Raw genomic sequence first — 22851 nt, 5'->3', positions numbered from 1 at the left:
TAATGGCGCTAACTTGTGAGTGCTGGCACGTAGATCCAATCCGCCTTGTCGCGCGTCGCGAGGATGATCTGCGCATTGGGGGCATCGGTGCTTGCAATCCACGCCCTGGCTTCTTCCGGTGTGCGCCCGAACTGAACGTGCCGCGCTTCAAGCCACAGATTGCGTTGCGCCTCGTCGGTCGCCACAAACCAGCTCTCGTCCAGACAGGCGCGGACCGGGCTCCAGAGGCCATCGCAGAGGAGATAGTTTCCCTCAACGATAACCAGTTTCACATTGGGCGGAACCGGAATAGCGCCCGCGATCGGCTCCTCGATCGCACGGTCGAAAAAAGGCGCGTAGACGATCTGATCTTCCTGATGACGTATGCGCGACAGCAGGCTCACAAAGCCGGTCGCATCGAAAGTATCGGGGGCACCTTTTCGACCAGCTCGACCGAGGCGCGCCAATTCGCAATTGGCCAGATGGAAGCCATCCATCGGTACGACCATGGCCTGATCAGCGAAATCGGTAGCAAGCTGGGCCGCGAGGGTGGATTTTCCGCCCCCCGGTGCGCCAGCCAGTCCCAGAATCACACGGCCCGGACGGGTCAGGAGCCGGTATACGCGCGCTTTGGCGGCCTGATAATCATGCGTCATGGATTTTCCGTTCGGCGTATTGTGAAATCATGTTCCTCACCCGGGAGACGACGTCCTGCCATTCCCACGCTGCTGTCTGACGAACGATGCGCAGGGAAGGGTACCACGGGCTGTCCTCACGGTCGGTCATCCAGCGCCAGCACGGATTCATCCGGTCCATCAGCAGGACGGGTTTGTTCATGGCACCCGCGAGATGGACCATCGAGGTGTCGACCGAAGCCACGATGTCGAGGTTGTCGATCAGGGCTGCCGTGTCATCCATGCTCTCGATTGCAGGCATCAGGTCAATAACGGGGTTGGGCATTGAGGCGAGCTGTGCCGCTGCGTCACCTTTCTGGAGACTGTAGACGCTGACCCCAGCGAGCGAGAAAAGCGGAGCCAGTGCCGAGAGCGGCATCGAACGGCGCTGGTCGAGCATATAGGCTTCGGTCTGATCCCGGCGGGGCGCGCCGGCCCAGACAATGCCCACTCGCAATTTCCTGTCCTGCGCAAGACGCGCGGCAAAGCAGGCCGATTTCGCTGGATCGGCCGTGATGTAGGGCGGTGTGATACCGAATGGCATTTTGCTGGCTGCGAAAGCGCGGGGCAGGCTGATGAACGGGCAATGGTAGTCATATGGCGGGATATCTCCGCCCACCTGGACGCTATCGACCCCGGCGACACGGCGGCATAGATCCGCCATGATGTCGGCCCCCCAGACGCGTATGATCGCCCCGCGCTCGGCAAGAAGCGGGATGTAGCGCAGATACATGAACGTATCGCCATATCCCTCTTCATGGGTCACCAGCACCTTTTTGCCTCGGAGGTCCAGCGAAGGGGTGATGTTAGGCAAGAGGCGCGCCATGGGCAGGGAGGTATGGCCGGGAAGCTGGAACCGCCATTCATGCTCGGTCCATCCCTGCTGGAAGTATCCGGCCTTGAGCAGGGCGATGGAGTAATTCAGCCGCATCTGGGGGTGATTGGGCTGGATCTGGATGGCTTGCCGGTACAGGTTGAGCGCCGCGTTCATGTCTCCAGCAGCAGACAAGAGATAGGCGATGTTCGAGAGCGAACTTGGATCGGCAGGGTCCAGGGCGTAGATCCTGTCGAGTACGGCCCGGGCCTCATTGAACCGCCCGGCCTGATTGAGCGCCGTGGCCAGCAGGCTCAAGGCAGGTAGATGACAGGGGCGACGCGAAACGGCTATCTCGAGGCGGGCGACAGCCTCAGCCAGATCGCCTCTTTGCATGAGCAATGTGCCGCTGAGTTCGAGCAGACGGCAATCGTCAGGCGCGGTCCTGCTTGCTGTTTCAACGAGCATCAGGAGATCACCGCGTCGGTCCAGTGCCTCGGCCAGCCTTAGAAGGCCCTCGAGAGGGTGGGCTCCTTGTCCCGGCACTATTCTTTTCACAAGTGCGAGACATTGCGCCATATCCTGCCGCCGAAAGGCCTCCGACAGGAGAGCCTGCTGCGTCTTCACGCCTTGGGCTGGTGCGTGGGCTGTCCGGGAGAGCACGGTCAGGACTCCGGAACGAGTTCCTGAACCACGCTTAGTATGGCATCCAGTTGGTAGGGTTTGGTCATGACCCGGTCGAGGCGGGAGTTCCGGTCGACCTGCACACCGTGGCCTGTTGTGTAGATGATGGGCAGGTCTGGCCGCTTGACGCGGCTTTCCTGCCCGAGATCAGCCCCGCTGCCATCCGGCAGGGAGATATCCATGATCATCACGTCGAGCGGTTGATCACTATCGATCAACCGTCGCGCCGATTCGCAGGTATCGGCTTCCAGAACATGTACATCGCTGTCCTCAAGGAATTCGATCAGGCACGACCTGATCAGGAAATCATCTTCGACGACAAGGATGGTAGGAGGAAGTGACATAGGCGGGGATCTCGAACGATTCAGGACGACCAGTTCTGTTCGAAATCGGCGTAGAGCGTCAGCCCACCGTCAACGAACAGGGTCTGCCCCGTAATATAGCTTGATTCCTTGGAGGCAAGGAAGGCCATCGCGTCGGAGATCTCGCGACACTCACCCGGGCGCTTCATCGGAATATGTTTGGCCGTCGCCTCGTATTTCTCCGGGTCCTTCACCCAGGCATCATTGATGGGGGTGACGATCGCACCGGGGGCAACAGCGTTGACGCGAATATTGTAGCGGCCATATTCGAGCGCCAGCGTGCGCACGATGTTGCCAACCGCGCCTTTGCTGGCCGAGTACCCGAGGTAGTGCGGCTTGGGGATCTGCTGGTGCACCGAGCTGTTGACGATGATATTGCCGGGGACATCGTTCTCACGCCAGTATTTCAGCGCGGCACGGGCACAAAGGACAACACCTGTGACGTTGACGGCCATCACCATGTTGAAGTCCTTGAGGGCGATCTCCTCTGACGGACATTCGATCTGCATACCGGCGTTGCAGATCAGCACGTCGAGACCGCCGAAGCCTTCGAGTGTTTCCTTCATCACGCGATCGACATCTTCCTCGACCGACATGTCGCCGGCGACGATGAGATGATTACCATCAACCGGTTTCGGGAGTTTTTCCAGCAGAGGCTGCAGCTTTTCCGCCTTGCGGCCATTGATGGCGACCTGTGCGCCTTCACGAGCGAAATGCATGGCTGCATCTTCGCCGATACCCTGTGAGGCTCCTGTGATCAGGATCTTCTTGTGGGCAAAACGTTTGCTCGTCTCTTCGGCCACGCGGTGCGCTCCTCTTCCATGAGAAAAGCCAGCCCCGGAGGGCTGGCAGGTCAGACTGGAGAGTGAAACGCAACCGGGGGCGAAAGGATGCCTGAAACCTCAGGCCGCTTTCATGGTCTCTGTGAGAGCCTGAAGGACGGCTGTAGGGTCCTTGTTCTCAAGGACGGCCACTTCGCTCACAAAGCGTTCCTGTGCCGCTTCGAACAGCTTGCGCTCACTGAAGCTGCCATCGAGGCTGTCGACATTGCGGCGCAGGTCGCGAAGCACTTCGGCAATCTGGATCAGATCGCCCGAGTTGATCTTTTCCTGATAGGCAACGGCACGACGTGCCCACATGCCTTTGCTTACATGCGGCTTGCCCTTGATGATCGACATCGCCTTCTCGACAATATCGCGCGTGACGATCTTGCGCAGCCCCGATTTACGGGCCTTCGAGAGAGGGATGCGCAGTGTCATCTGGTTGCCGGGAAACGAGATCTGGATGATTTCCAGCTTCGTTCCGGCAATTTCATCGACACCGATGCGATCGACGCGACCGACACCATGTGCGGCGTAGACGATGGAATCCCCTTCCTGGAAGGGATCGTCGTCTCCGGCATGAGAGTCGGCCTGTGTTGCGGTCAGCGCGGCGGCGCTACGCGCCATCGCGTCTGTCATGCCTCCCTTGGGAGGGGTTTTGAACGTGCTCATGGCACAGGCCTATATCAGAAATTCCACAGTTTGTCTTGTGCCTCTGATAGGCTGTTGCCCGGCGTGCATCCGCCAGGCGGGCAAGGTATCGAGAGCGATCAGGGCTGCACACCACGGCTGGGTGGAATGGGCTTGCCGACATCGTCGCCGATGGGTTGCAACAGGTCGATCTCGATATTGCGCGACATGGTCAGCATGGGCAGGGCGTGCTTGCTGGGAACGAATGGTTCCTGAAGGTCGCGACCGCTCTTGTCCAGCGCTTGGAACAGAAAGCCCACAAGGCTCGAACCCAGCGGCGTGATCCAGCCGAGCGACTGTACGGCCGAAAGCGGCAATACGATGCAGAAAACATGCACCACCAGCAGCGGCAGGACGGAATATTGTATGGGGAGTGGCGTGTTCTTGATGCGCTCCAACCCACCCTGGGCATTGGCGAGATCGGATAGGATACGATCAACCGTGCCATGCACGGCGCCGTCGATGTTCTTGAGCGCGACTTCCTCAGCCACACCGAGGCCGATTTCATAGAGCAGCGCGTTGGGCTTGTTGTTTCGCGCCATGATGCGCTCATACATCTCTGGCGTAAGCAGACGTCGGGCTTCCGGACCCTGCTCCAGATTGGAAAGCGCTGTACGCAGCAGATAGGGATAGGCGGCCATGGCGCGAGCAAGGTCAGGGCGGCCACCCAGCAGCGTCGCGGCCTCTCGGGCAAAGGAGCGGCAGTTATTCGTGATCAGGCCCCAAAGTGACCGGCCTTCCCACCAGCGGGCATAGGCGGCATTGTTCCGAACACCCAGAAAAAGGGCCAGCGCGGAGCCCATCAGCGAAATGGGAAGGGCAGGTTGCTCCATCCATTCCTGATGATAGACCTGATAGAGTATAACGACGACGAAATCCCACAAGGCGAGAATACCAAGGGGGACCGCTGTCTCACGTAACAGGATCCAAAGGCCGTAATTCTTGTCGACGATCAAGGTGTCTTGGTCCTCAAAAGCTGCTGTTGGGCTAGGGCGATATCTTAGACAGGACGCCCCCGATAAAACTCGTTAAAACGTAATCTGTTCTGTGACGTATCGTGAACAGCCTGTGATCGGAGATTTGATAAGATGGATGTGATTGCCGCACTTGCACTCGAGGCCGGTCGGAAGCTGGAAATTGATACGGTGCAGCTTGAGGGACCGCGCGCGGGCGAGGTTCTGGTCGAGATCAAGGCAACAGGCCTGTGCCATACGGACAAGTTCACCCTGTCCGGTGATGACCCGGAAGGCTTGTTTCCTGCCATCCTCGGTCATGAAGGAGCGGGCATCGTGCGTGAGGTCGGCGCTGGCGTGACCTCGCTCAAGCCGGGCGATCATGTCATTCCGCTCTACACGCCCGAGTGCCGGAACTGCCCGTCCTGCCTGTCGCGCAAGACCAATCTTTGCACCTCGATACGCGGCACACAGGGCAAGGGTCTGATGCCTGACGGCACAACGCGCTTTTCCTACAAGGGGCAGCCGGTCCATCACTATATGGGCTGCTCGACTTTTGCCAATTTCACCGTGCTGCCCGAGATCGCTCTGGCCAAGGTGCGTAGCGACGCGCCGCTGGACAAGATCTGCTATATCGGATGTGGCGTGACGACAGGGATTGGCGCCGTGCTGTTCACGGCGAAGGTCGAGGCGGAGTCGACTGTTGTGGTGTTTGGTCTGGGGGGGATCGGGCTCAATGTCGTGCAGGGGGCCCGCATGGTTGGCGCCCGGCAGATCATCGGTGTCGATCTCAACCCCGAGCGTGCCATCATCGCGCGTGAGTTCGGCATGACGCATTTCGTCAACCCTGCCGATCTTGGCCCCAATGGCGATCTGGTAGGCCATCTGGTCGAACTGACTGGCGGAGGCGCGGATTACACCTTCGAGTGTGTGGGTAATGTGAAGCTGATGCGCCAGGCGCTCGAATGTGCCCATCGCGGGTGGGGTGTTTCCTGCGTGATCGGCGTGGCCGGGTCTGGTCAGGAAATCAGCACGCGCCCGTTCCAGCTGGTGACAGGACGGCGCTGGATCGGCTCGGCTTTCGGTGGGGCAAGGGGGCGCACCGATGTGCCCAGAATTGTCGATATGTATATGGAAGGGCGCATCAACATTGACTCGTTGATCACCCAGCATCTCAAGCTGTCGGAGATCAATTATGGCTTCGAGCTGATGAGCCAGGGCAAGTCGATCCGCTCCGTCGTTGAATTCGACGCATGACCCCTGAAAAGATAGCCGATCAGCTGTGTCATGGCGGCAGCGTGACCTGCTGGCGCCATCGATCCGAAGTCTTGGGTCTGGATGCGCAATTCAGCGTTTTCCAGCCCGCGCAGGCGCTACTTGGTGAGGTCGTTCCGGTGCTTTTCCTGCTTGCAGGGCTCACCTGCACGCATGAGACGTTCCTGCAGAAATCGACGATCATTGCCCATGCAGCAGAGCACGGTTTGATGTTGGTGGCCCCCGATACCTCGCCGCGCGGCGCTGGCATCTCGGGCGAGGAGGAAAGCTATGATCTCGGCACCGGGGCAGGCTTCTATCTGGACGCGCTGATTGCGCCCTGGAACCGGCATTACCGCATGGGCAGCTATATCGACTCAGAGCTTCCTGCGCTGCTGAAGCGACTGTTCACACTCGATGGCACGTCTTTCGGCATCATGGGTCATTCGATGGGTGGGCATGGTGCTCTGGTGCATGGGCTGCGCAATCCTGATCAGTGGCGCTCGATCAGCGCGCTCGCTCCGATTGTGCATCCCTCGGTCGTTCCCTGGGGTGAGAAAGCATTCACGGCTTATCTTGGCAGTGATCGTAAAGCCTGGGCGCAATGGGATGCGGTTTCGCTGATAGAGGCGGGTCGCATCCATCCTGCCAGCATCCTGATCGATCAGGGGGTCGCGGACCCTTTTCTCGCACAGGAGCTGCGGCCTGATCTGATCGAAAATGCGGCGGCAGCAGCAGGGCAGCCGCTCACGTTGCGCTATCATGAGGGATACGATCACTCATACTGGTTCATCCAGACTGTTATTCGTGACCATGTGGCCCATCATGCGCGCCTGCTTGGAGCTTCCTCCCGATGATCAAGTCAATTTCCGCGAGCCCTGGCGCGTTATGGCGATCTCTCTCATGCCTCGCACTGGGTGTCATGGCGCTGGGTGTGACGGCGCTCGGTGGATGCAGCACCGGACCCGCACCCTGGCCGACCGCCTTGACCCCGACACGTCACGCTGACTTCGATCACAATACGCTGGCTTTGACGTGGCAGCCCGGCTTTTGCACTGTCGGCAAAGGATGCAGCGCCGATCAGCCACGCCAGCCCCTGATCGGGCTTCACGGTCTGTGGGCGTCAGAACCCCATTCGCTGGAGGCGCAGGATATTCCGGTCGAGCATTGGTGGCGGGACGGGTGCAGCCTGCTGGAGCCCGATGCTCAGGCACCCTTGCTCGATAACGCCATGAGCGCGACGCTCAGCCAGATCATGCCGCACACCCAGCCTTCGCTGGTCACACATGAGTGGGTCAAGCACGGGGCGTGTTTTGGCTATTCTGCGGGTCCGTTCTTCGCCAAGGCGAGCGCCCTGCGTGAGCGTTTCGCGCAGTCACCGATGGGTACCTATCTTGCCGAACGCGCCGGGTTGCGGGTGCGTCATGATGACCTTATGGCGTTTTTCAGAACAGCGAGCCAGACCACTCTGCCGCGTGCCCTGCAGCTGCGATGCGAGACCGATCATGAGGGACGCATTGTTCTGACGCAGCTCTGGTTCACGCTGGCACCCGGCAAGATGCATCTCTTCCCTGCGGCAGAAAGCTATCTGACATCGCCGCAAAACCAGGATAACTGCCCGGCGGAATTCTGGGTTAAACGCTGGTAGAAGACTTGTCTGACCGGCATGTCCGGCGCATGCCGGTCAGGTTTCAGTCACCGAGGAGATGCAGCACGATCTCGCGTCCATGGGACGCACGGCGGTGCTCGAAAAGATAGATACCCTGCCACGTGCCCAGGACCGGCCGACCGCCCATGACCGGGATCGTCAGTTGAACATTGGTCAGTACGGAGCGGATATGGGCTGGCATATCGTCAGCGCCTTCATAGTCGTGACGATAGGCCCGGCTTTCGGGTACCAGATCCTCAAAATAGCTGTTGATGTCCTGTTGCACCGTCGGATCAGCGTTTTCCTGCACGATGAGCGATGCCGAGGTATGACGGCACCACAGGGTGAGGAGCCCGTCCGTTATTCCGCTCTCCGATACCCAATCGAGTATCGGGGCGGTGATCATGGTGAGGCCCTTGCCGCGGGTGCGTACCGACAGACGGTGAAATGCCTGCTTCATGAAATGGACCTCCTCCGGAGCGCGGTGGTCTGCACCGGCTCCCTGCATGTTGCTGGCAGTTCTAGCGCAGATAACCCACGAGGCGTTCCGCCTCAGTCACGATTGGCTCCGCAATCGCGTTGGCTCGGGCAGCGCCTTCACGCAGGATCTGTTCGAGATGCGCGCTATCTTCCAGCAAACGACGGGTTTCGCTGGCGACGGGTGCGAGCTTTTCCACCAGCAATTCAGCCAGCGCTGATTTGAAAGGACCAAAGCCCTGTCCGCCAAAGCGCGCCAGAACGTCGTCATTACTCAAATCGGACATGGCGGCAAAAATGGTGACGAGATTGCGTGCCTCGGGGCGCGCGGCGAGACCGGCATTTTCCGAGGGCAGGGGTTCCGTGTCCGACTTCGCCTTGCGGATCTTCAGCGCGATCTCATCAGCCGTATCCGTCAGTTCGATCCGTGATTGCGCGGAGGGATCCGATTTGGACATTTTCTTTGTGCCGTCGCGCAGGCTCATGACGCGTGCGGCGGAAGGGGGTATGAGCGGCTCGATCGTGGGGAAGAAATCGACCCCGTAATCATGGTTGAATTTGGCAGCGATGTCGTTTGCGATTTCGAGATGCTGCTTCTGGTCTTCGCCAACGGGTACGCGTGTGGCGTGAAAGGCGTGTATGTCCGCCGCCATGAGGGCAGGGTAAACGAACAGGCCGGCAGAATGCTGCTCACGGTCCTTGCCCGCTTTTTCCTTGAACTGCGTCATGCGGTTCAGCCAGCCAAGGCGAACCACGCAGTTGAAAATCCAGCCGAGACGCGCATGCGCGCTGACGGCAGACTGGTTGTAGAGCACGTGTTTCTGCGGATCGATGCCCGAGGCAATCAGGCAGGCGGCCTGCGCCAGACTGTCCTGACGAAGTTGCGCGGGCTCGCGGAACACGGTCAGGGCGTGCATATCGACAAGGCAGAAAACGCAGTCATGATCGTCCTGCAACCGGACCCAGTTGCGGATTGCGCCAAGGTAATTGCCAAGCTGGGGGACGCCGGTCGGCTGAATGCCGGAAAATACACGTTGCATGGGCAGTGTTGTCGAATGTGCTGCCAAAGCGGTCAAGTGGAAAGATTGCCGAGCCCATGCAAATGCCTGTAATGCCTCGCCAATGCGCGTTTGACCCTGCGCATCGAGCTGCGGGAGAAGATTTTTGGTACGGGGAATTCTGACAGTCTATGCAGGCCCGATGTTTGCGGGAAAATCTGCCCATCTGTTGCAGGAGCACCCGGATGTTCGATCCACACTGTGCCTCGCCCCTGCCTTCGATACGCGCTCAGGTGCCGCAATCCATAGTCGTGTGGGGTTGAGCCGCCCTGCACGATCGGTAAGGGCATGGCCTGACGATGCCGCAGAATACGACCATATCCTGCTTGATGAGGGGCATTTCATGATCGCGCCGCATTATGCGGGTGACGTTGTGGCCGATATCAACCGGACTTTGGACCAGGGAATTCATGTCAGTGTGTCAGGCCTCGACACTGATTTCATGCGTCAGGCGTTCGATGTCATGGCCCGGCTGCGTGCCATGGCCGATCGATATATCCTGCTGCAGGCGCGTTGCCATGTTTGCGGGGCGCCGGCGTACTGGACGGCCAAGAAGCGCCAGACCGCGTATGTACTCGAGACGGGCGATGACGATCTTTACGAAGCCCGTTGCGAAAGCCACTGGGCGCCACCCTGAACGTTTGTCGCCCACACGACGCGACAGTGAGGGCTGGGCAGGAGGCTCGTTAAGACAGAGAGCTCCGGTTCGCCCGCTCCTGGATCAGGGAATCTGCCCCTTGGCCGAGAGGGCCTGCCGCATGGCATGCACGCGGTTGGAGCCGATTTCTTCTTTTCTGGCCGCCGCGATGACATCGGGCGTGATCTGAGGTGCGGGATGTGTCGCACCACGCGAGATCAACCAGTTGAGGATGAGCGAAAGCTGCTCGTCGCTCAACCTGCGGAAGCTCGGCATGGAGAAATTATAGTGACCGCCATTGGCTTCGATGGGGCCATCGAGGCCGTTCAGCATGACACGCGCCAGATAGTCGCGCCCTTCCGGCGTCCTGGCAATCAGGTCAAGACGCCCGACCAATGGGGGTACTTCACCGGGCAGGCCGTTGCCGCCATGGTGACAGATGCCGCAATTGGGACCGTAGATCTTCTGCCCCGCACTTTTCTTGCCGCAGGCCGTGAGAGCGAGAGCGGCAAGAAGCGCAAGAGCGAGGGGCGCACGCATGGTCAGACTCTTACTGTTCCTGACCACCCAGACCCAGAAGCTGGATCTTGAACACGAGCGGGCTATTCGGCGGGATGATGCCCATGGAACGCTTGCCGTAGCCCAGCTCGGGCGGGACATAGAGCATCCAGGTATCGCCCACATGCATCATCGGAAGGGCTTCCATCCAACCCTTCACGAGGCCGTCGAGAGGCATCTGCATATAGGCGCCGTTGCCATGCTGCTCCGAACTATCGAAGATCCCGCCATCGGGCAGGCGGCCTTCATAGATCAGCATCATCTGGCGACCCTTGGACGGCTGCTCACCGTCCTTGGGGCCGGATTTCAGCACCTTGTAGGCCAGACCGTCGGGCAGGGTCTTGACCCCCGGCTCCGCGCGGACCTTGGCCATGAACTGCTCGGGCGTTAGCTCCGGCTCTTCTTTCGGGCCGCCGCAGGCTGCGAGAGCGAGGAAAGACGCCCCGGCAACGAGGGTCTTGATGGAGCGGGATATACGCATGGTGTACCTCTGAACGCTGGCGATCAGGGCTGGCCGCCGGTGCGGCCAATCTGGCCACCCAGACGCAGGCGCAGCGCATTGAGCTTGATGAAGCCCTGAGCGTCGATCTGGTTATAGGCCCCTTCATCGTCCTCGAAGGTGACAACGCGGGTGTCGTACAGGCTGTTCGGGCTTTCGCGGCCGACGCAGATCACGTTGCCCTTGTAAAGCTTCAGCCGCACGCGGCCCGTGACCGATTTCTGGCTGGTGTCGATCAGCGCCTGCAGCATGTGGCGCTCGGGCGAGAACCAGAAGCCATTGTAGATGATCTCGGCATAGCGCGGCATCAGGCTGTCCTTGAGGTGCATGGCCTCGCGGTCGAGCGTGATGGATTCAATGCTGCGATGCGCCGTGAGCAGGATCGTACCGCCCGGTGTTTCGTAGATGCCACGCGACTTCATACCGACGAAGCGGTTCTCGACAAGGTCCAGACGGCCAATGCCGTTGTCATGGCCAAGCTTGTTGAGGCGCGTCAGCAGTTCGGCGGGGGAAAGCGTGACGCCATTGAGCGCAACCGGATCACCTTCGAAGAAATCGATGGCGATTTCAGTTGCGACATCGGGCGCGTTTTCGGGCGAGATGGTGCGCTGGAAAACGATTTCATCGGGAGCAACTGCGGGATCTTCGAGGATCTTGCCCTCGGAAGACGAGTGGAGAAGGTTGGCATCGACCGAGAAAGGTGCCTCGCCGCGCTTGTCCTTGGTGACAGGAATCTGGTTTTCCTCGGCAAAGGCCAGCAGCTTGGTGCGCGAGGTCAGGTTCCACTCACGCCACGGCGCAATGACCTTGATGTCGGGCTGCAGCGCATAATAGCCGAGCTCGAAACGAACCTGATCATTGCCCTTGCCTGTCGCGCCATGGGCCACGGCATCGGCACCGACCATCTTGGCGATCTCGATCTGGCGCTGCGCGATAAGCGGACGCGCAATCGATGTACCCAGCAGGTACTGCCCTTCATACAGCGCGTTGGCGCGGAACATCGGGAACACGAAATCCTTCACGAAGGTTTCGCGCAGGTCCTCGACGAAGATGTCCTTGACGCCGAACATCTCGGCCTTGCGGCGTGCTGGTTCCAGCTCTTCACCCTGACCGAGATCGGCGGTGAAGGTGACGACCTCGCAGCCATATTCCTTCTGCAGCCAGCGCAGAATGACGGAAGTATCCAGCCCGCCCGAGTAGGCGAGAACAACTTTTTTGACGTCCCGGGCAGTCATGAGGCCAGGCTTCCCTCTGATAGAATGACAAATACAGAGTCATTCTTATCACTCGCCTCGCGCACTGGCCAGCCTGACAGACTGGCCAGCACCGGGTTATTCTGCGTCGGCGGTCGTGCTGCGGCGCAGTCTCTCGCTCTCGGTCTTGAGCTGACCACAGGCTGCCAGGATATCGCGCCCGCGTGGCATACGAATTGGCGCGGCAAATCCGGCATCCATCACGATGGCGGCAAATTTCTGCAGCTGCTCACGCGTCGAGGGTTTGAATTCCGACCCCGGCCACGGATTGAAGGGGATCAGATTTACCTTCGCGGGCAGGCCCTTGATCAGGCGCACCAGCTCACGGGCATCGGCCTCACTGTCATTGATGCCACGCAGCATGATATATTCGAAAGTGATGCGTCGGGAGTTCGAGGCTGCAGGGTAGCGTCGGCACGCCGCCATTAGTTCCTCAATCGGATACTTGCGATTGAGCGGTACGATCTTGTCACGCAGATCGTTCGTTACGGCATGCAGCGAGATCGCGAGGTTGACGGCCAGTTCCTCACCGCAGCGATCCATCATCGGCACCACGCCCGACGTCGAGAGCGTGATGCGGCGGCGTGACAGGGCGATCCCCTCGCCATCCATCACGATACGCATCGCCTTGGCCACGTTGTCGTAATTATAAAGCGGTTCGCCCATACCCATCAGGACAATGGTGGAGAGCAGGCGCGGTGTCTCGCCCTTGGGGCTAGGCCATTCACCGTAGGAATCGCGGGCTGCCATGAACTGCGACACGATCTCCGCCGCACCCAGATTGCGTACCAGCTTCTGGGTGCCGGTATGGCAGAATGTGCAGGAAAGAGTGCAGCCAACCTGAGACGAGATGCAGACTGCGCCGCGGTCCTCGCGACGGTCCGGTATATAGACGGTCTCGGCTTCCTGCCCATCGCGGAAACGGAACAGGAATTTGCGTGTGTCGTCGCTGGAGGTCTGTTCCAGGCTCGTCGCAGGGCGGCCAACGACATAACGCTCTGCAAGTTTCGCCTGAAGCGGCTTCGCGATGCTGCTCATACGGGCGAAATCGGTGGCACCCTGATGATAGATCCAATGCCAGAGCTGCTTGGCCCGGAACGGTTTTTCACCGAATTCCGCCATCTCGGCAATCAGCTCTTCGCGGGACAGGCCCACGAGGTCACGCCGCCCGTCGGGCAGGACAGCCGGGGGCGGTGCAAAAAGCGCGGATTTGGCAAGGATGCGCGCGCGCTCCTGCTCATTCAGGTCGAGTGTGGTCGAGATGTCGGACATGGGGGTGCTCTATCACGAATAGGCACCGGGAACGCAAGCAAAACCGCTGCAAGGCACGGGGCGCTTGTGCGCTAACTCTTCGACTGCCCAAAGGTGTGGTGCCCGTGGCCCTTCAAACGCGCCGGGCGGCGATCAGGAATTCGCGGTTCCCCTCGGGGCCAGTGATGGGGCTTGGTTCAATGCCAAGAACCTCCCAACCTTTGAGTTCTTCCCACCAGGTACGGATTTCAGCGCAAACACGCTCATGCACTGCGGCGTCACGCACGACGCCCTTCGCGCCAATCTCGGAGCGTCCGGCTTCGAATTGCGGTTTGATCAGGGCCACCGCCCATCCACCTGGCTGACAGAGAGCGAGGGCAGGGGGCAGTACGATGCGTAGCCCGATGAAGCTCGCATCACAAACAACAATGGAAATCGGGTCGGGAATGATCGTCTCATCCAGCGTCCGGGCATTGGTCTTTTCCATGACCACAACGCGCGGGTCAGACCGCAGCTTCCATGCAATCTGACCATGGCCGACATCGACGGCATAGACTTTTGTGGCGCCCTTGGTCAGCAGCACATCGGTAAAACCCCCTGTGGAAGCACCGACATCCACCGCGGTTGCCCCTGCAGGATCGAGCCCGAAATGGCTGAGCGCATGGTTCAGCTTGAGACCGCCGCGCGAGACCCAGGGGTGATCCTGCCCCTTGAGGTCAAGCGCGGTATCCTCGGCGAGCATATCGCCCGCCTTGGCAATGCGGCGGTCCTTGGTGAACACAAGTCCCGCCATGATCAACGCCTGTGCGCGGGCGCGGCTCTCGACGAGGCCGCGCTCGACCAGCAGGACGTCTGCCCGCTTCTTGGCCATCAGGCCGTCTGCTGGGCGTTCTGTGCACCGAGCGCGGCAAGTGCCGTATCGACGATTTGCGGCGCATTCAGCCCGGCTTCATCGTACTGCACGTCCGGCAGGTTATGATCGATATAGGTGTCAGGCAGCGCCATGGGGCGGAACCTGACCTGATCGAGAAGGGCCGTCTCAGCCAGATGACGGACCACGAGGCTGCTGAAACCGCCTGCTGCACCTTCCTCGATCGTGATCAGGACATCGTGCTCACGCGCCAGACGCTCGACCAGTGCCGTGTCGATCGGTTTGGCAAAGCGGGCATCGGCAACGGTCACGGCAACGCCCTGCGCAGCAAGGTGATCGGCGGCCTTGAGCGATTCGGTCAGGCGCGTGCCCAGCGAGAGAATGGCGACGCCGGATTTGTTGCCCGGCTGACGAACCGCCTCACGGACGATGCGGCCACGACCAATCTCGAGAACCTCGCCCTTCTCCGGCAGGTCCAGACCCGTGCCACCACCACGGGGGTAACGGAACGCAATCGGACCCGCATCGTACACGCAGGCCGTTGCCGTCATATGGGTGAGTTCGACCTCGTCACTCGGGGCCATCACCACCATGTTCGGCAGGCAGCACAGATAGTTCAGGTCGAATGAGCCAGCATGGGTCGCACCATCGGCACCGACAAGACCGGCACGGTCAATGGCAAAGCGAACGGGTAAGTTCTGCAGGTCCACATCATGCACTACCTGGTCATAGGCGCGCTGCAGGAAGGTGGAATAGATGGCGCAGAAAGGACGCAGCCCTTCCGAAGCCATGCCCGCAGCAAAGGTTACGGCATGCTGCTCGGCAATGCCGACATCGAAGAAGCGCTCGGGATGCTTCTGGGCAAACTTGTCCAGACCCGTACCTGAGGGCATTGCCGCAGTAATGGCCGTGATGCGCTCATCCATCTCTGCATGACGCAGCAATTCGCGTGCCATGACGGAGGTGTAGCTCGGCGGACCGGCGGGAGCCTTTTTCTGCTCACCCGTGATCACGTTGAACTTGCTGACAGCGTGATACTTGTCGCCCGCGGATTCAGCCGGCTTGTAGCCGCGTCCCTTCTCTGTGATGACATGCAGCAGGACCGGGCCCTCATCGCTGTCGCGAAGATTGCGCAGGATCGGCACCAGCTGGTTGAGGTCATGACCGTCGACCGGACCGACATAATAGAAGCCGAGTTCCTCGAACAGCGTGCCGCCCGTGATCAGGCCGCGCGTCAGTTCGTCAGCACGTTTGGCGGTGCGTTCCAGCCCGGCAGGCAGGCGCTTGGCCAGCTTGCCAGCCAGATCGCGAAGGCTCAGGAACTGACGTGAGGTCATCAGACGGGAGAGATAGTTGGACATCGAGCCGACTGGCGGCGCGATGGACATCTCGTTGTCGTTGAGGATGACGATCAGGCGCTTGGCACCCGGACCGGCCACGGCGGCATTATTCATGGCTTCATAGGCCATGCCAGCCGAAATCGACCCGTCACCAATGACCGCAATGACATTGCGCTCTTCATAGGACGGATCATCATTGGCGCGCAGATGATGCGCCACGGCCATGCCGAGACCGGCAGAGATGGACGTGGAGGAATGGGCTGCACCAAACGGGTCGTACTCGCTTTCCGAACGACGCGTGAAGCCCGAGAGACCCTCTGGCTGGCGCAGCGTGCGGATACGGTCGCGGCGCCCGGTCAGGATCTTGTGCGGGTAGGCCTGATGGCCGACATCCCAGATGATCCTGTCATCAGGCGTGTTGAACACGGCGTGCATGGCCACGGTCAGCTCGACCACGCCAAGGGAGGCGCCAAGATGCCCGCCCGTGGTGGACACCGCATCAACCGTCTCGGAGCGCAGCTCCTCAGCCAGATGCTTCAGCTGGTCGGTTGAGAAGTTTCTCAGATCGGCGGGAACGACAACCCGGTCGAGATGAGGAAAACGACCCATGGTCGGGATCGACGAGGCTTGGTTCGGTTTGGTGGTATCGCTCATTCTCTTAATTCCTGCGCTCGACGATGTAGTGTGCCAGGGCTCTGAGCGCGGCTGCTTCGGTCCCGAAAGAGGTCAGGGCCTGTGTGGCCTGCTCGACAAGGCGCCCGGCTTCCGCACGTGCGCCGTCAATGCCGAGAAGGGAGACATAGGTGGATTTGCCGGAAGCTTCATCCTTGCCGGCCGTCTTGCCGAGTTCCTCGGCGCTGGCTGTGGTGTCCAGCACGTCATCGGCCACCTGAAAGGCGGTGCCGATATCACGACCATAGGCAATGATGGCGTCGCGCTGAACGCGCGTTGCGCCACCAAGAATGGCACCGGCCTCGGCGGCGTAGCGGATCAGCGCGCCGGTTTTCATGGCGTGTAGGCGTCGCACCTGATCGAGCGGCAGCGATTTGCCTTCGCCGCGGATATCGACCACCTGACCGCCGACCATGCCCGCCGCACCCGACGCCTGCGCCAGTGCCGTCACCAGGGCGATACGCACGGAGGGGTCGGAATGGGTGGCTTCATCCGCCAGGATCTCGAAGGCAGAGGTCTGGAGGGCGTCGCCAGCCAGGATGGCAATCGCCTCGTCAAACTTCTTGTGCGTTGAGGGCTGCCCACGGCGTAGATCGTCATCATCCATGGCAGGCAGGTCATCATGAACCAGACTGTAGGCGTGAAGCATTTCGACCGAGGCCGCGACACGAAGGGCGCCCTCGGGCTCTGCCCCGAAAATGCCGGCAATCTCCGTCACGAGATAGCCGCGCAGTCGCTTGCCACCGCCAAGGGCTGCGTAGCGCATGGCCTCAAGCAGAACCGATTCGTCGCCGTCAACCATGGGAAGAAGGCGATCAATGGTGCTTTCGATTGCGCGCGCTGCCGTGCCAAGTGAGGCCGCAAGGGTCTCGGGCGATGCAGTTGAGGGTGATGAGGTGGTCGTCATGGGGCTTTTCCGCCAGAATTCTCGTCGAACTCGGCAAGCGGCGTTGTGCCTGTCGTACCATCACGCTGTGTGATGGCCCGAACGCGCATTTCGGCTTCCGAGAGTTTTGTTTCACAATGGCGGCGCAGGGCAGCACCTCGCTCATAGGCGCTTATCGCGTCCTCAAGTTTCATCTGACCGCTTTCGAGGCCGCGTACAATCCTGTCGAGTTCTGACAGGGCATCCTCGAAAGAGAGCTGTGATAGCTGTGCGTCCATGCCGTAACTGCCGTCCCGCTCCGCTGTTTCGGAAAAATGCCGTCAGCATATGACGGCCATTGGGATGGAGGGATAACCTGTCGCACTCCATTCTCCAAGCCCAAGGGTGGAGAGAGTATGATTATTCCGTGACAGGCAAGGACACAGCTGTGTCCGATTTGCGACGAATCACAAAGGAGAGTGTCTCGCCATCTTCCGAAAACGCCACCAGCGCGTGGCCGGTCTCGCGACAGAACGCCTGAAAATCAGCAACACTTGCCCTGTCCGTGGCCAAAACGCGCAGCTTTGCACCCGGCGAAAGGGTCTTGAGGCTGCGATGGGCCCGGAGCACCGGCAAGGGGCAGGCCATTCCACGAACGTCGAGCAGGGTTTCTGAGGGCGAGGCTGTCATTTTCAGGACTATGCGCGCAGCGCCATGTGTGTTTCAAGATCGGGCGCTGTTTGACCGCTCTGTTTGACCAATAGATCTTTACTCGGACCGTATTCGTCCGCAACATGCGCCGCAGTTTTCAGAAGCAACATCAGTAAGGCATGAGATGGCTGATTATCGCCTCGGCATCGATTTCGGTGGCACAAAAATCGAAATCGCAGTTCTCGATCGCGCTGGCGATCTGCAACTGCGCGAACGCGTACCGAACCCGGGAATTTATGAAGATGCCGTGATCGCTGTGCGCGATCTCGTAGCCAGCGTCGATCAGCGCCTTGGCAGCGTGGCCTCGCATCTTGCGGCGCCGGGCCAGCTCACCTCGACACTCGGCATCGGTATTCCTGGCTCCATCTCGCCCGAGACTGGCCTCATCAAGAACGCCAATGCGACCTGGCTGAACAACCAGCCTTTCGGTATCGACCTCGATCGTGCCCTCAATCGCTCGGTACGTGTTGAGAACGATGCGAACTGCTTCGCCTTGTCGGAAGCCGCAGACGGCGCTGGCGCAGGGAACCGTACGGTGTTCGGCATCATCATCGGCACCGGTATGGGCGCTGGTATTGTTGTCGATGGCAAGGTCATTGGCGGTCGGCACAGCATCGCGGGCGAATGGGGGCACACGCCACTTCCCTGGGTGCGTATGGAAGAATTCCCCCTGCCGAAATGCTTCTGCGGCAATGAGGGCTGTCTTGAGCGCTATCTTTGCGGACCGGAACTCGCGAAGGACTGGAAGGGCGTCGGGCACCATAACACGGCAGGGATCGAGGAAGCCGCCGCAAATGGTGATATTGCTGCGATCGGGGCGCTCGATCGCTACATGGACCGCTTCTCGCGTGCTTGCGCTCTTGCGATCAACTTCCTTGATCCTGACATCATCGTGCTCGGCGGTGGCGTGTCCAACCTCGACAGCATCTATGAACGTGTGCCGCCCTTGCTGGCACGTCATGTAATCACCCCGACTTGCACCACCCCCATCGTGCGCAACAAGCACGGCGACAGCTCAGGCGTGCGCGGTGCCGCCTGGCTGTGGGACGTGACCGAGTAAGGGGCGCCTCTCAGTCTTGCTTGAGGCGATCGGGGCGGAACCCGGTCGCCACAACATAGAGCTCGCTCGATTCCTTGCGCGACGCAGGGGGCTTGAGGTGACGCACACTTGAGAAGGCTAGTTTCATGGGCTCGAGCATTTGCCGTTCGGACCCGCCCTGAAACACCTTGGCGACGAATCCGCCGCCAACCGCCAGAACCTGCATTGCAAAATCGAGCGCACCTTCCGCCAGTCCCATGATGCGCAGGTGATCTGTTGGCGCATGGCCTGTTGTGTTGGGTGCCATGTCGGACAAGACCAGATCAGCGGGGCCGCCCAGCAATTCGATCAGTCGCGCAGGCATGTCGGGATCTGTGAAGTCGCCTTCTATAATTGTAGCGTCGCTGACAGGGTCGACCGGCAGCAGATCCACGCCCACGACAGCGCTGGCACCGCGCTTGACCGCAACCTGTGTCCAGCCCCCCGGGGCAGCGCCAAGATCGATAATTCTCATCCCGGGCTTGATCAGCTTGAGCCGGTCATCGATTTCAATCAGCTTGAACGCTGCACGCGAACGCCAACCCTGCTTGCGCGCTGCAGCCACATACGGGTCGTTGAGCTGGCGGTTCAGCCAACGTTGTTGCGCCGTGGAGCGCCCACGTGCCGTGCGAAGCATGATTGTCTTGTTACGCGCCGTCTGGACAGAGCTGCCATCCAATGCGCTGTCTGACTCACCGGGCGCGGCTGAACTCTTGAGGGCCTTGCCCGGAATACGGCGCTCCTGCACCTTGCCGCCCTGACGGCCGCGCTTGTCATTATCTTTGCTCATGCGCGTCCCATAAAGGAAGACGGTGCATGATGGCCACGATAATTCGCGTGTCTGTCATGGGAGGGCGCGTGTTGACGCATACCATGAGCATGAACGCGCGAGCGGCGCGACTGCGACGCCATGCGGGCCACCATCCCATCGCGAAGCCCCCGATCCGCGACAATGATTTCGCGTGATGGCCAGACACGATGGATAGCGTCGAAAATCGCGCAGCCAGGCAGCATGAAATGCTGTCGGTCCGGGGTGAGGCCGGGAGGCGATTCCTGCTGGCCGGAGGCGGCCTGACGCACGAGCCCGATGGCGTCGTGAGCGGCTTCTGCTGTGAGCGTGAAGCCATCAACGGCATGGCGGCTGTAGCGCGCCAGGTTCTGCGCGACACTGGCCAAAGTTGTTACCGTGCCGCTTGTACCGAGCATCTGCACGGCACCTCGGCGCATTTCCTGGCCGATCTGATGAACACGTTCGAATGCCGTGAGCGGCTCCTGCACGAGGCGAACCATGTCTTCATAAAGGCTGGCGGGGTTTTCACCGCGCTGCTCACCGCGCCTGTGTCCGAACTGCTCCGAGAGGGTCACGACACCAAAGGGCAGGCTGACGAGGCCGACAACCTCGTGCTCGTGCGTCTCTGGATGCAATCTCAGCCATGCTACTTCTGTCGAGCCGCCGCCAATATCAAAAAGAATAGCCCGACGCCCTCCTTCGGGATCGCGGTGCAGCAAGGTCCGGCATCCCTCGACAGCAAGTTCCACTTCCTCCCTGGGGGAGATGATTTCTAGAGATAGGCCGGTTTCGGAGCGGACGCGCGAGAGAAAGCTGTCGCGATTGAGCGCGCGGCGGCACGCTTCTGTTGCAACGGCACGCACCTGAAGCGAGGGGAGGCCATCCATGCGCGCGGCGTAGCTGTCGAGGGTACGAATGGCGCGGTCCATGGCACGGGAACTCAATTCACCGGTTTCAACAAGCCCTTCGCCGAGGCAGACCATGCGATTCTGACGGTCAAGCACCTGCACACCATGACCGCTCCGCCGGGCGATCATGAGGCGGCAATTGTTGGTGCCGAGATCGAGGGCGGCAAAATGCCTGGGGGTGTGCCCCCCGATCGAGGGGGAAGCAGCATCGCTTTGGCGGTAGCCCATGATCGTCCCCTTTTTGTGATGGTGCGATGCACCGGAAATCTTGTGTAAAAAACAATGTGATAGCGCTGGCACAGCACAGCAAGGATTTTGTGACGGGACAAAGACTGATTTGTAGAAAAAAATGCAAAAAGGGGGGTTGCGGCGCTGTGGGGTGGATGCTATCTGACCGCCACCGCAAGGCACTGAGCTACGGCTCAACTGCTGGGGGATAGTTTAGCGGTAGAACTACCGGCTCTGACCCGGTCAGCCCTGGTTCGAATCCAGGTCCCCCAGCCATTTCTCTTTCGGTCCCAACTCTTTAAATTATGATTTGCGCAGGTCATTTCCTGCGTGATATACGTGCCATAGGCGCGTCCGGCTGACGCCATTTCGTTCATGAGTTGCGCCTTTCCTTTGCGATCTGGCGCCGAGAGGAGCATGCCCCATAGGGTGTCTCCGCTCGCGAGTTAGGCCGCTCAGGAAACCTGAGGCGCTGGTCGTATCGCGTAAGCTTAGATCTGCTCCGGGTGGGGAAGGCGCAGATTGTGCGAATTGGCGTGACCCTCTCGTCTGCGTTTGATCGGGGAGCCAAACGCTCACGCCCGCAAAGCTCTGTATTTGGTGTGGAAAACGCTTCGAAGCTTGTATCGATTGGCGATACGATCCTGGAATGGCCCCCGCTGAAAGAGTAAGAGGGGGGGGGGGGGGGGCATACGATGCAGTTGCGCGGGCCTTTTCCCGTTTAGCCTAAATCCCGCACCGCGTTCGACAGGGTGCTGTCAAATGTCATTCAAGCTTGGATTTTGGTGGTGCGACACGGCGCTAGCCCCCCCTTGCGCTCACTCTTGTCATTCGTATGGTCCCGCGCCGAGTGACCAGTCCGGTATCACCGATGGTGCTGCGCTTCTCAAAGATGAAATACTGTCCCTACCGGGTGGGGTGACGATAGCTGAGGCTCTTTGCTGTAGCGGTGACCCATATCATGCAGAATGTAGGAAAGGCGCTGATTAGCAATCGCGGCACCCGTAGATTTGGCTCCACGGGGCGAAGCTATGAGCAGCGTCAGACACCGCCGGTTGCCGCATCTATCCTCTTGTCCGGGAAGAACTCTATGTTTGTCTTGGTATTCGCGCTGAAACAGCGTTTGGCAAACAATGTACCTACGGCGCTCGCTGGAGCGATGAATTGCTTGAGCAGGCGTAGGGACCTCTGTCGAAGGACCAATCGCCATTGCTTCCCGAGGGGCGGCGCGCAAAACGACCTGGGACGGTTCCGTGGAAGGGGGGGGGGGTATTGATATCGCGCGACGAGGGCGGCTTCGGCGTTATTTGTGTAAGGCTATGCCCACATGAGCGTGGTTATCGAAATAATGATCGCATAATGAAATCTATATATGAGTAGAATTAAGCAAACCAACAAATACAGGATCGTAAATATAGATTACTAACTTCTATACTTATAAAACCACTGTCTCGACGTAATGGCGTCGCTCCGGACGGTTTGTATTGTATCGTAACGATACCCCATGTAACTATTATAAAACGATTTTAATATTTCGTATCGTCATCAAATTTTCATCCCGCGACCGCAATGCGTTGTGATAGGAACATTAACGTAACGATCTAAGTCCGTTAATAATCCAGCATGTGTTTCGGGAAGTATGATGCGCTTTAACGCCCGCTATTTTTTATGTGCGACATCGGTCCTCGCGTTGAGTGTCTCTGCCGCTCAGGCAGAGCAAAGTCAGACCGGTCGTAAGACGGCCTCGTCCAAAACTGCACAGAGCACGGATTCAGG

At 59.9% G+C, this 22851-nt stretch carries 24 protein-coding genes and 1 tRNA gene; 6 read left to right on the top strand and 19 right to left on the bottom strand.

Going from position 1 to position 22851, the window contains the following annotated elements; genetic code table 11:
• Positions 1–8: 8 nt before the first annotated feature.
• The 6 genes from Asbog_RS08155 to Asbog_RS08130 all read right to left on the bottom strand — a co-directional run bounded on the left by Asbog_RS08155 (position 9) and on the right by Asbog_RS08130 (position 4980).
• On the bottom strand, positions 9–635 hold the full coding sequence (locus Asbog_RS08155) for a nucleoside/nucleotide kinase family protein (protein ID WP_062164758.1): 627 nt from the start codon (positions 633–635) through the stop codon (positions 9–11).
• Positions 625–2130, bottom strand: coding sequence for a tetratricopeptide repeat protein (locus Asbog_RS08150; RefSeq protein WP_062164757.1), 1506 nt, complete (start codon positions 2128–2130; stop codon positions 625–627). Before Asbog_RS08150 ends, Asbog_RS08155 begins: the two co-directional genes overlap by 11 nt.
• A gap of 2 nt (positions 2131–2132) precedes the next feature.
• Entirely contained in the window at positions 2133–2495 is a 363-nt protein-coding gene (locus Asbog_RS08145; RefSeq protein WP_062164756.1) for a response regulator, read from the bottom strand.
• A 20-nt stretch (positions 2496–2515) separates the two neighbouring features.
• On the bottom strand, positions 2516–3316 hold the full coding sequence (locus Asbog_RS08140; RefSeq protein WP_031240803.1) for a glucose 1-dehydrogenase: 801 nt from the start codon (positions 3314–3316) through the stop codon (positions 2516–2518).
• Positions 3317–3415: 99 nt separating this feature from the next.
• A complete protein-coding gene (locus tag Asbog_RS08135) occupies positions 3416–4006 on the bottom strand; it encodes a CarD family transcriptional regulator (protein WP_023978709.1) in 591 nt (196 codons plus the stop codon).
• A 98-nt stretch (positions 4007–4104) separates the two neighbouring features.
• On the bottom strand, positions 4105–4980 hold the full coding sequence (locus Asbog_RS08130; RefSeq protein ID WP_023978708.1) for a bestrophin family protein: 876 nt from the start codon (positions 4978–4980) through the stop codon (positions 4105–4107).
• Positions 4981–5112: 132 nt separating this feature from the next.
• On the opposite strand from Asbog_RS08130, the gene Asbog_RS08125 reads away from it, so the two are divergent.
• Genes Asbog_RS08125 through Asbog_RS08115 form a run of 3 tightly spaced genes read left to right on the top strand, consistent with a single transcriptional unit; the run spans position 5113 to position 7879 of the window.
• Positions 5113–6234 (top strand): S-(hydroxymethyl)glutathione dehydrogenase/class III alcohol dehydrogenase, encoded by a 1122-nt coding sequence (locus tag Asbog_RS08125; RefSeq protein ID WP_062164755.1) that lies wholly within the window; start codon positions 5113–5115, stop codon positions 6232–6234.
• The gene (gene fghA / locus Asbog_RS08120; protein ID WP_062164754.1) at positions 6231–7088 is read left to right on the top strand and encodes an S-formylglutathione hydrolase; all 858 of its coding nucleotides are present in this window, start codon (positions 6231–6233) and stop codon (positions 7086–7088) included. Before Asbog_RS08125 ends, fghA begins: the two co-directional genes overlap by 4 nt.
• Positions 7085–7879 (top strand): ribonuclease T2 family protein, encoded by a 795-nt coding sequence (locus tag Asbog_RS08115; protein WP_083510784.1) that lies wholly within the window; start codon positions 7085–7087, stop codon positions 7877–7879. The genes fghA and Asbog_RS08115 overlap by 4 nt, the downstream gene beginning before the upstream one ends.
• Before the next feature lie 43 nt (positions 7880–7922).
• Here Asbog_RS08115 and Asbog_RS08110 read toward each other — a convergent pair whose 3' ends face one another.
• Together Asbog_RS08110 and trpS are read right to left on the bottom strand one after the other, a co-directional pair.
• Entirely contained in the window at positions 7923–8339 is a 417-nt protein-coding gene (locus Asbog_RS08110) for a secondary thiamine-phosphate synthase enzyme YjbQ (protein ID WP_023978704.1), read from the bottom strand.
• 61 nt (positions 8340–8400) lie between these two features.
• Positions 8401–9396 (bottom strand): tryptophan--tRNA ligase, encoded by a 996-nt coding sequence (gene trpS / locus Asbog_RS08105; protein WP_062164752.1) that lies wholly within the window; start codon positions 9394–9396, stop codon positions 8401–8403.
• A gap of 124 nt (positions 9397–9520) precedes the next feature.
• Here trpS and Asbog_RS08100 point away from each other — a divergent pair, with 124 nt between their 5' ends.
• A complete protein-coding gene (locus tag Asbog_RS08100) occupies positions 9521–10051 on the top strand; it encodes a thymidine kinase (RefSeq protein WP_231944539.1) in 531 nt (176 codons plus the stop codon).
• Positions 10052–10135: 84 nt separating this feature from the next.
• Here Asbog_RS08100 and Asbog_RS08095 read toward each other — a convergent pair whose 3' ends face one another.
• The 9 genes from Asbog_RS08095 to Asbog_RS08055 form a co-directional block, all read right to left on the bottom strand.
• A complete protein-coding gene (locus tag Asbog_RS08095; protein WP_062164750.1) occupies positions 10136–10591 on the bottom strand; it encodes a c-type cytochrome in 456 nt (151 codons plus the stop codon).
• Positions 10592–10601: 10 nt separating this feature from the next.
• A complete protein-coding gene (locus Asbog_RS08090; protein ID WP_062164749.1) occupies positions 10602–11090 on the bottom strand; it encodes an FKBP-type peptidyl-prolyl cis-trans isomerase in 489 nt (162 codons plus the stop codon).
• Positions 11091–11113: 23 nt separating this feature from the next.
• Positions 11114–12343, bottom strand: coding sequence for an argininosuccinate synthase (locus Asbog_RS08085; protein WP_023978699.1), 1230 nt, complete (start codon positions 12341–12343; stop codon positions 11114–11116).
• Positions 12344–12439: 96 nt separating this feature from the next.
• Positions 12440–13633 (bottom strand): 23S rRNA (adenine(2503)-C(2))-methyltransferase RlmN, encoded by a 1194-nt coding sequence (gene rlmN, locus Asbog_RS08080; protein ID WP_023978698.1) that lies wholly within the window; start codon positions 13631–13633, stop codon positions 12440–12442.
• A gap of 112 nt (positions 13634–13745) precedes the next feature.
• Positions 13746–14483, bottom strand: a complete 738-nt coding sequence (locus Asbog_RS08075; protein WP_062164748.1) for a TlyA family RNA methyltransferase — start codon at positions 14481–14483, stop codon at positions 13746–13748.
• Positions 14483–16477: a 1-deoxy-D-xylulose-5-phosphate synthase gene (dxs, locus tag Asbog_RS08070; protein ID WP_062164747.1), complete on the bottom strand. Its 1995-nt coding sequence runs from the start codon at positions 16475–16477 to the stop codon at positions 14483–14485. The genes Asbog_RS08075 and dxs overlap by 1 nt, the downstream gene beginning before the upstream one ends.
• A gap of 4 nt (positions 16478–16481) precedes the next feature.
• Positions 16482–17402 (bottom strand): polyprenyl synthetase family protein, encoded by a 921-nt coding sequence (locus tag Asbog_RS08065; RefSeq protein WP_062164746.1) that lies wholly within the window; start codon positions 17400–17402, stop codon positions 16482–16484.
• Positions 17399–17659 (bottom strand): exodeoxyribonuclease VII small subunit, encoded by a 261-nt coding sequence (locus Asbog_RS08060; RefSeq protein ID WP_023978694.1) that lies wholly within the window; start codon positions 17657–17659, stop codon positions 17399–17401. Before Asbog_RS08060 ends, Asbog_RS08065 begins: the two co-directional genes overlap by 4 nt.
• Positions 17660–17780: 121 nt before the next feature.
• Positions 17781–18050, bottom strand: a complete 270-nt coding sequence (locus Asbog_RS08055; protein WP_062164745.1) for a sulfurtransferase TusA family protein — start codon at positions 18048–18050, stop codon at positions 17781–17783.
• Between the two features lie 145 nt (positions 18051–18195).
• Here Asbog_RS08055 and Asbog_RS08050 point away from each other — a divergent pair, with 145 nt between their 5' ends.
• The gene (locus Asbog_RS08050) at positions 18196–19131 is read left to right on the top strand and encodes an ROK family protein (RefSeq protein ID WP_062164744.1); all 936 of its coding nucleotides are present in this window, start codon (positions 18196–18198) and stop codon (positions 19129–19131) included.
• A gap of 10 nt (positions 19132–19141) precedes the next feature.
• Here Asbog_RS08050 and Asbog_RS08045 read toward each other — a convergent pair whose 3' ends face one another.
• Positions 19142–19939, bottom strand: coding sequence for an RlmE family RNA methyltransferase (locus tag Asbog_RS08045; RefSeq protein ID WP_062164743.1), 798 nt, complete (start codon positions 19937–19939; stop codon positions 19142–19144).
• Positions 19936–21075: a Ppx/GppA phosphatase family protein gene (locus Asbog_RS08040; RefSeq protein ID WP_083510783.1), complete on the bottom strand. Its 1140-nt coding sequence runs from the start codon at positions 21073–21075 to the stop codon at positions 19936–19938. Before Asbog_RS08040 ends, Asbog_RS08045 begins: the two co-directional genes overlap by 4 nt.
• A gap of 202 nt (positions 21076–21277) precedes the next feature.
• Here Asbog_RS08040 and Asbog_RS08035 point away from each other — a divergent pair.
• A tRNA-Gln gene (locus Asbog_RS08035) sits at positions 21278–21351 on the top strand.
• Positions 21352–22851 lie beyond the last annotated feature (1500 nt).

Origin of the sequence: Asaia bogorensis NBRC 16594, from assembly GCF_001547995.1 — a bacterium.
GTDB classification, from domain to species: domain Bacteria; phylum Pseudomonadota; class Alphaproteobacteria; order Acetobacterales; family Acetobacteraceae; genus Asaia; species Asaia bogorensis.
This window is presented reverse-complemented; position numbering and strand designations above follow the sequence as displayed.

Coding starts and splice junctions, on each gene's coding strand:
- Asbog_RS08155 (WP_062164758.1), bottom strand. CDS start 635: ATGACGCATGATTATCAGGCCGCCAAAGCGCGCGTATACCGGCTCCTG.
- Asbog_RS08145 (WP_062164756.1), bottom strand. CDS start 2,495: ATGTCACTTCCTCCTACCATCCTTGTCGTCGAAGATGATTTCCTGATC.
- Asbog_RS08135 (WP_023978709.1), bottom strand. CDS start 4,006: ATGAGCACGTTCAAAACCCCTCCCAAGGGAGGCATGACAGACGCGATG.
- Asbog_RS08125 (WP_062164755.1), top strand. CDS start 5,113: ATGGATGTGATTGCCGCACTTGCACTCGAGGCCGGTCGGAAGCTGGAA.
- fghA (WP_062164754.1), top strand. CDS start 6,231: ATGACCCCTGAAAAGATAGCCGATCAGCTGTGTCATGGCGGCAGCGTG.
- Asbog_RS08115 (WP_083510784.1), top strand. CDS start 7,085: ATGATCAAGTCAATTTCCGCGAGCCCTGGCGCGTTATGGCGATCTCTC.
- Asbog_RS08110 (WP_023978704.1), bottom strand. CDS start 8,339: ATGAAGCAGGCATTTCACCGTCTGTCGGTACGCACCCGCGGCAAGGGC.
- trpS (WP_062164752.1), bottom strand. CDS start 9,396: ATGCAACGTGTATTTTCCGGCATTCAGCCGACCGGCGTCCCCCAGCTT.
- Asbog_RS08095 (WP_062164750.1), bottom strand. CDS start 10,591: ATGCGTGCGCCCCTCGCTCTTGCGCTTCTTGCCGCTCTCGCTCTCACG.
- Asbog_RS08090 (WP_062164749.1), bottom strand. CDS start 11,090: ATGCGTATATCCCGCTCCATCAAGACCCTCGTTGCCGGGGCGTCTTTC.
- Asbog_RS08085 (WP_023978699.1), bottom strand. CDS start 12,343: ATGACTGCCCGGGACGTCAAAAAAGTTGTTCTCGCCTACTCGGGCGGG.
- rlmN (WP_023978698.1), bottom strand. CDS start 13,633: ATGTCCGACATCTCGACCACACTCGACCTGAATGAGCAGGAGCGCGCG.
- Asbog_RS08075 (WP_062164748.1), bottom strand. CDS start 14,483: ATGGCCAAGAAGCGGGCAGACGTCCTGCTGGTCGAGCGCGGCCTCGTC.
- dxs (WP_062164747.1), bottom strand. CDS start 16,477: ATGAGCGATACCACCAAACCGAACCAAGCCTCGTCGATCCCGACCATG.
- Asbog_RS08065 (WP_062164746.1), bottom strand. CDS start 17,402: ATGACGACCACCTCATCACCCTCAACTGCATCGCCCGAGACCCTTGCG.
- Asbog_RS08060 (WP_023978694.1), bottom strand. CDS start 17,659: ATGGACGCACAGCTATCACAGCTCTCTTTCGAGGATGCCCTGTCAGAA.
- Asbog_RS08055 (WP_062164745.1), bottom strand. CDS start 18,050: ATGACAGCCTCGCCCTCAGAAACCCTGCTCGACGTTCGTGGAATGGCC.
- Asbog_RS08050 (WP_062164744.1), top strand. CDS start 18,196: ATGGCTGATTATCGCCTCGGCATCGATTTCGGTGGCACAAAAATCGAA.
- Asbog_RS08045 (WP_062164743.1), bottom strand. CDS start 19,939: ATGAGCAAAGATAATGACAAGCGCGGCCGTCAGGGCGGCAAGGTGCAG.
- Asbog_RS08040 (WP_083510783.1), bottom strand. CDS start 21,075: ATGGGCTACCGCCAAAGCGATGCTGCTTCCCCCTCGATCGGGGGGCAC.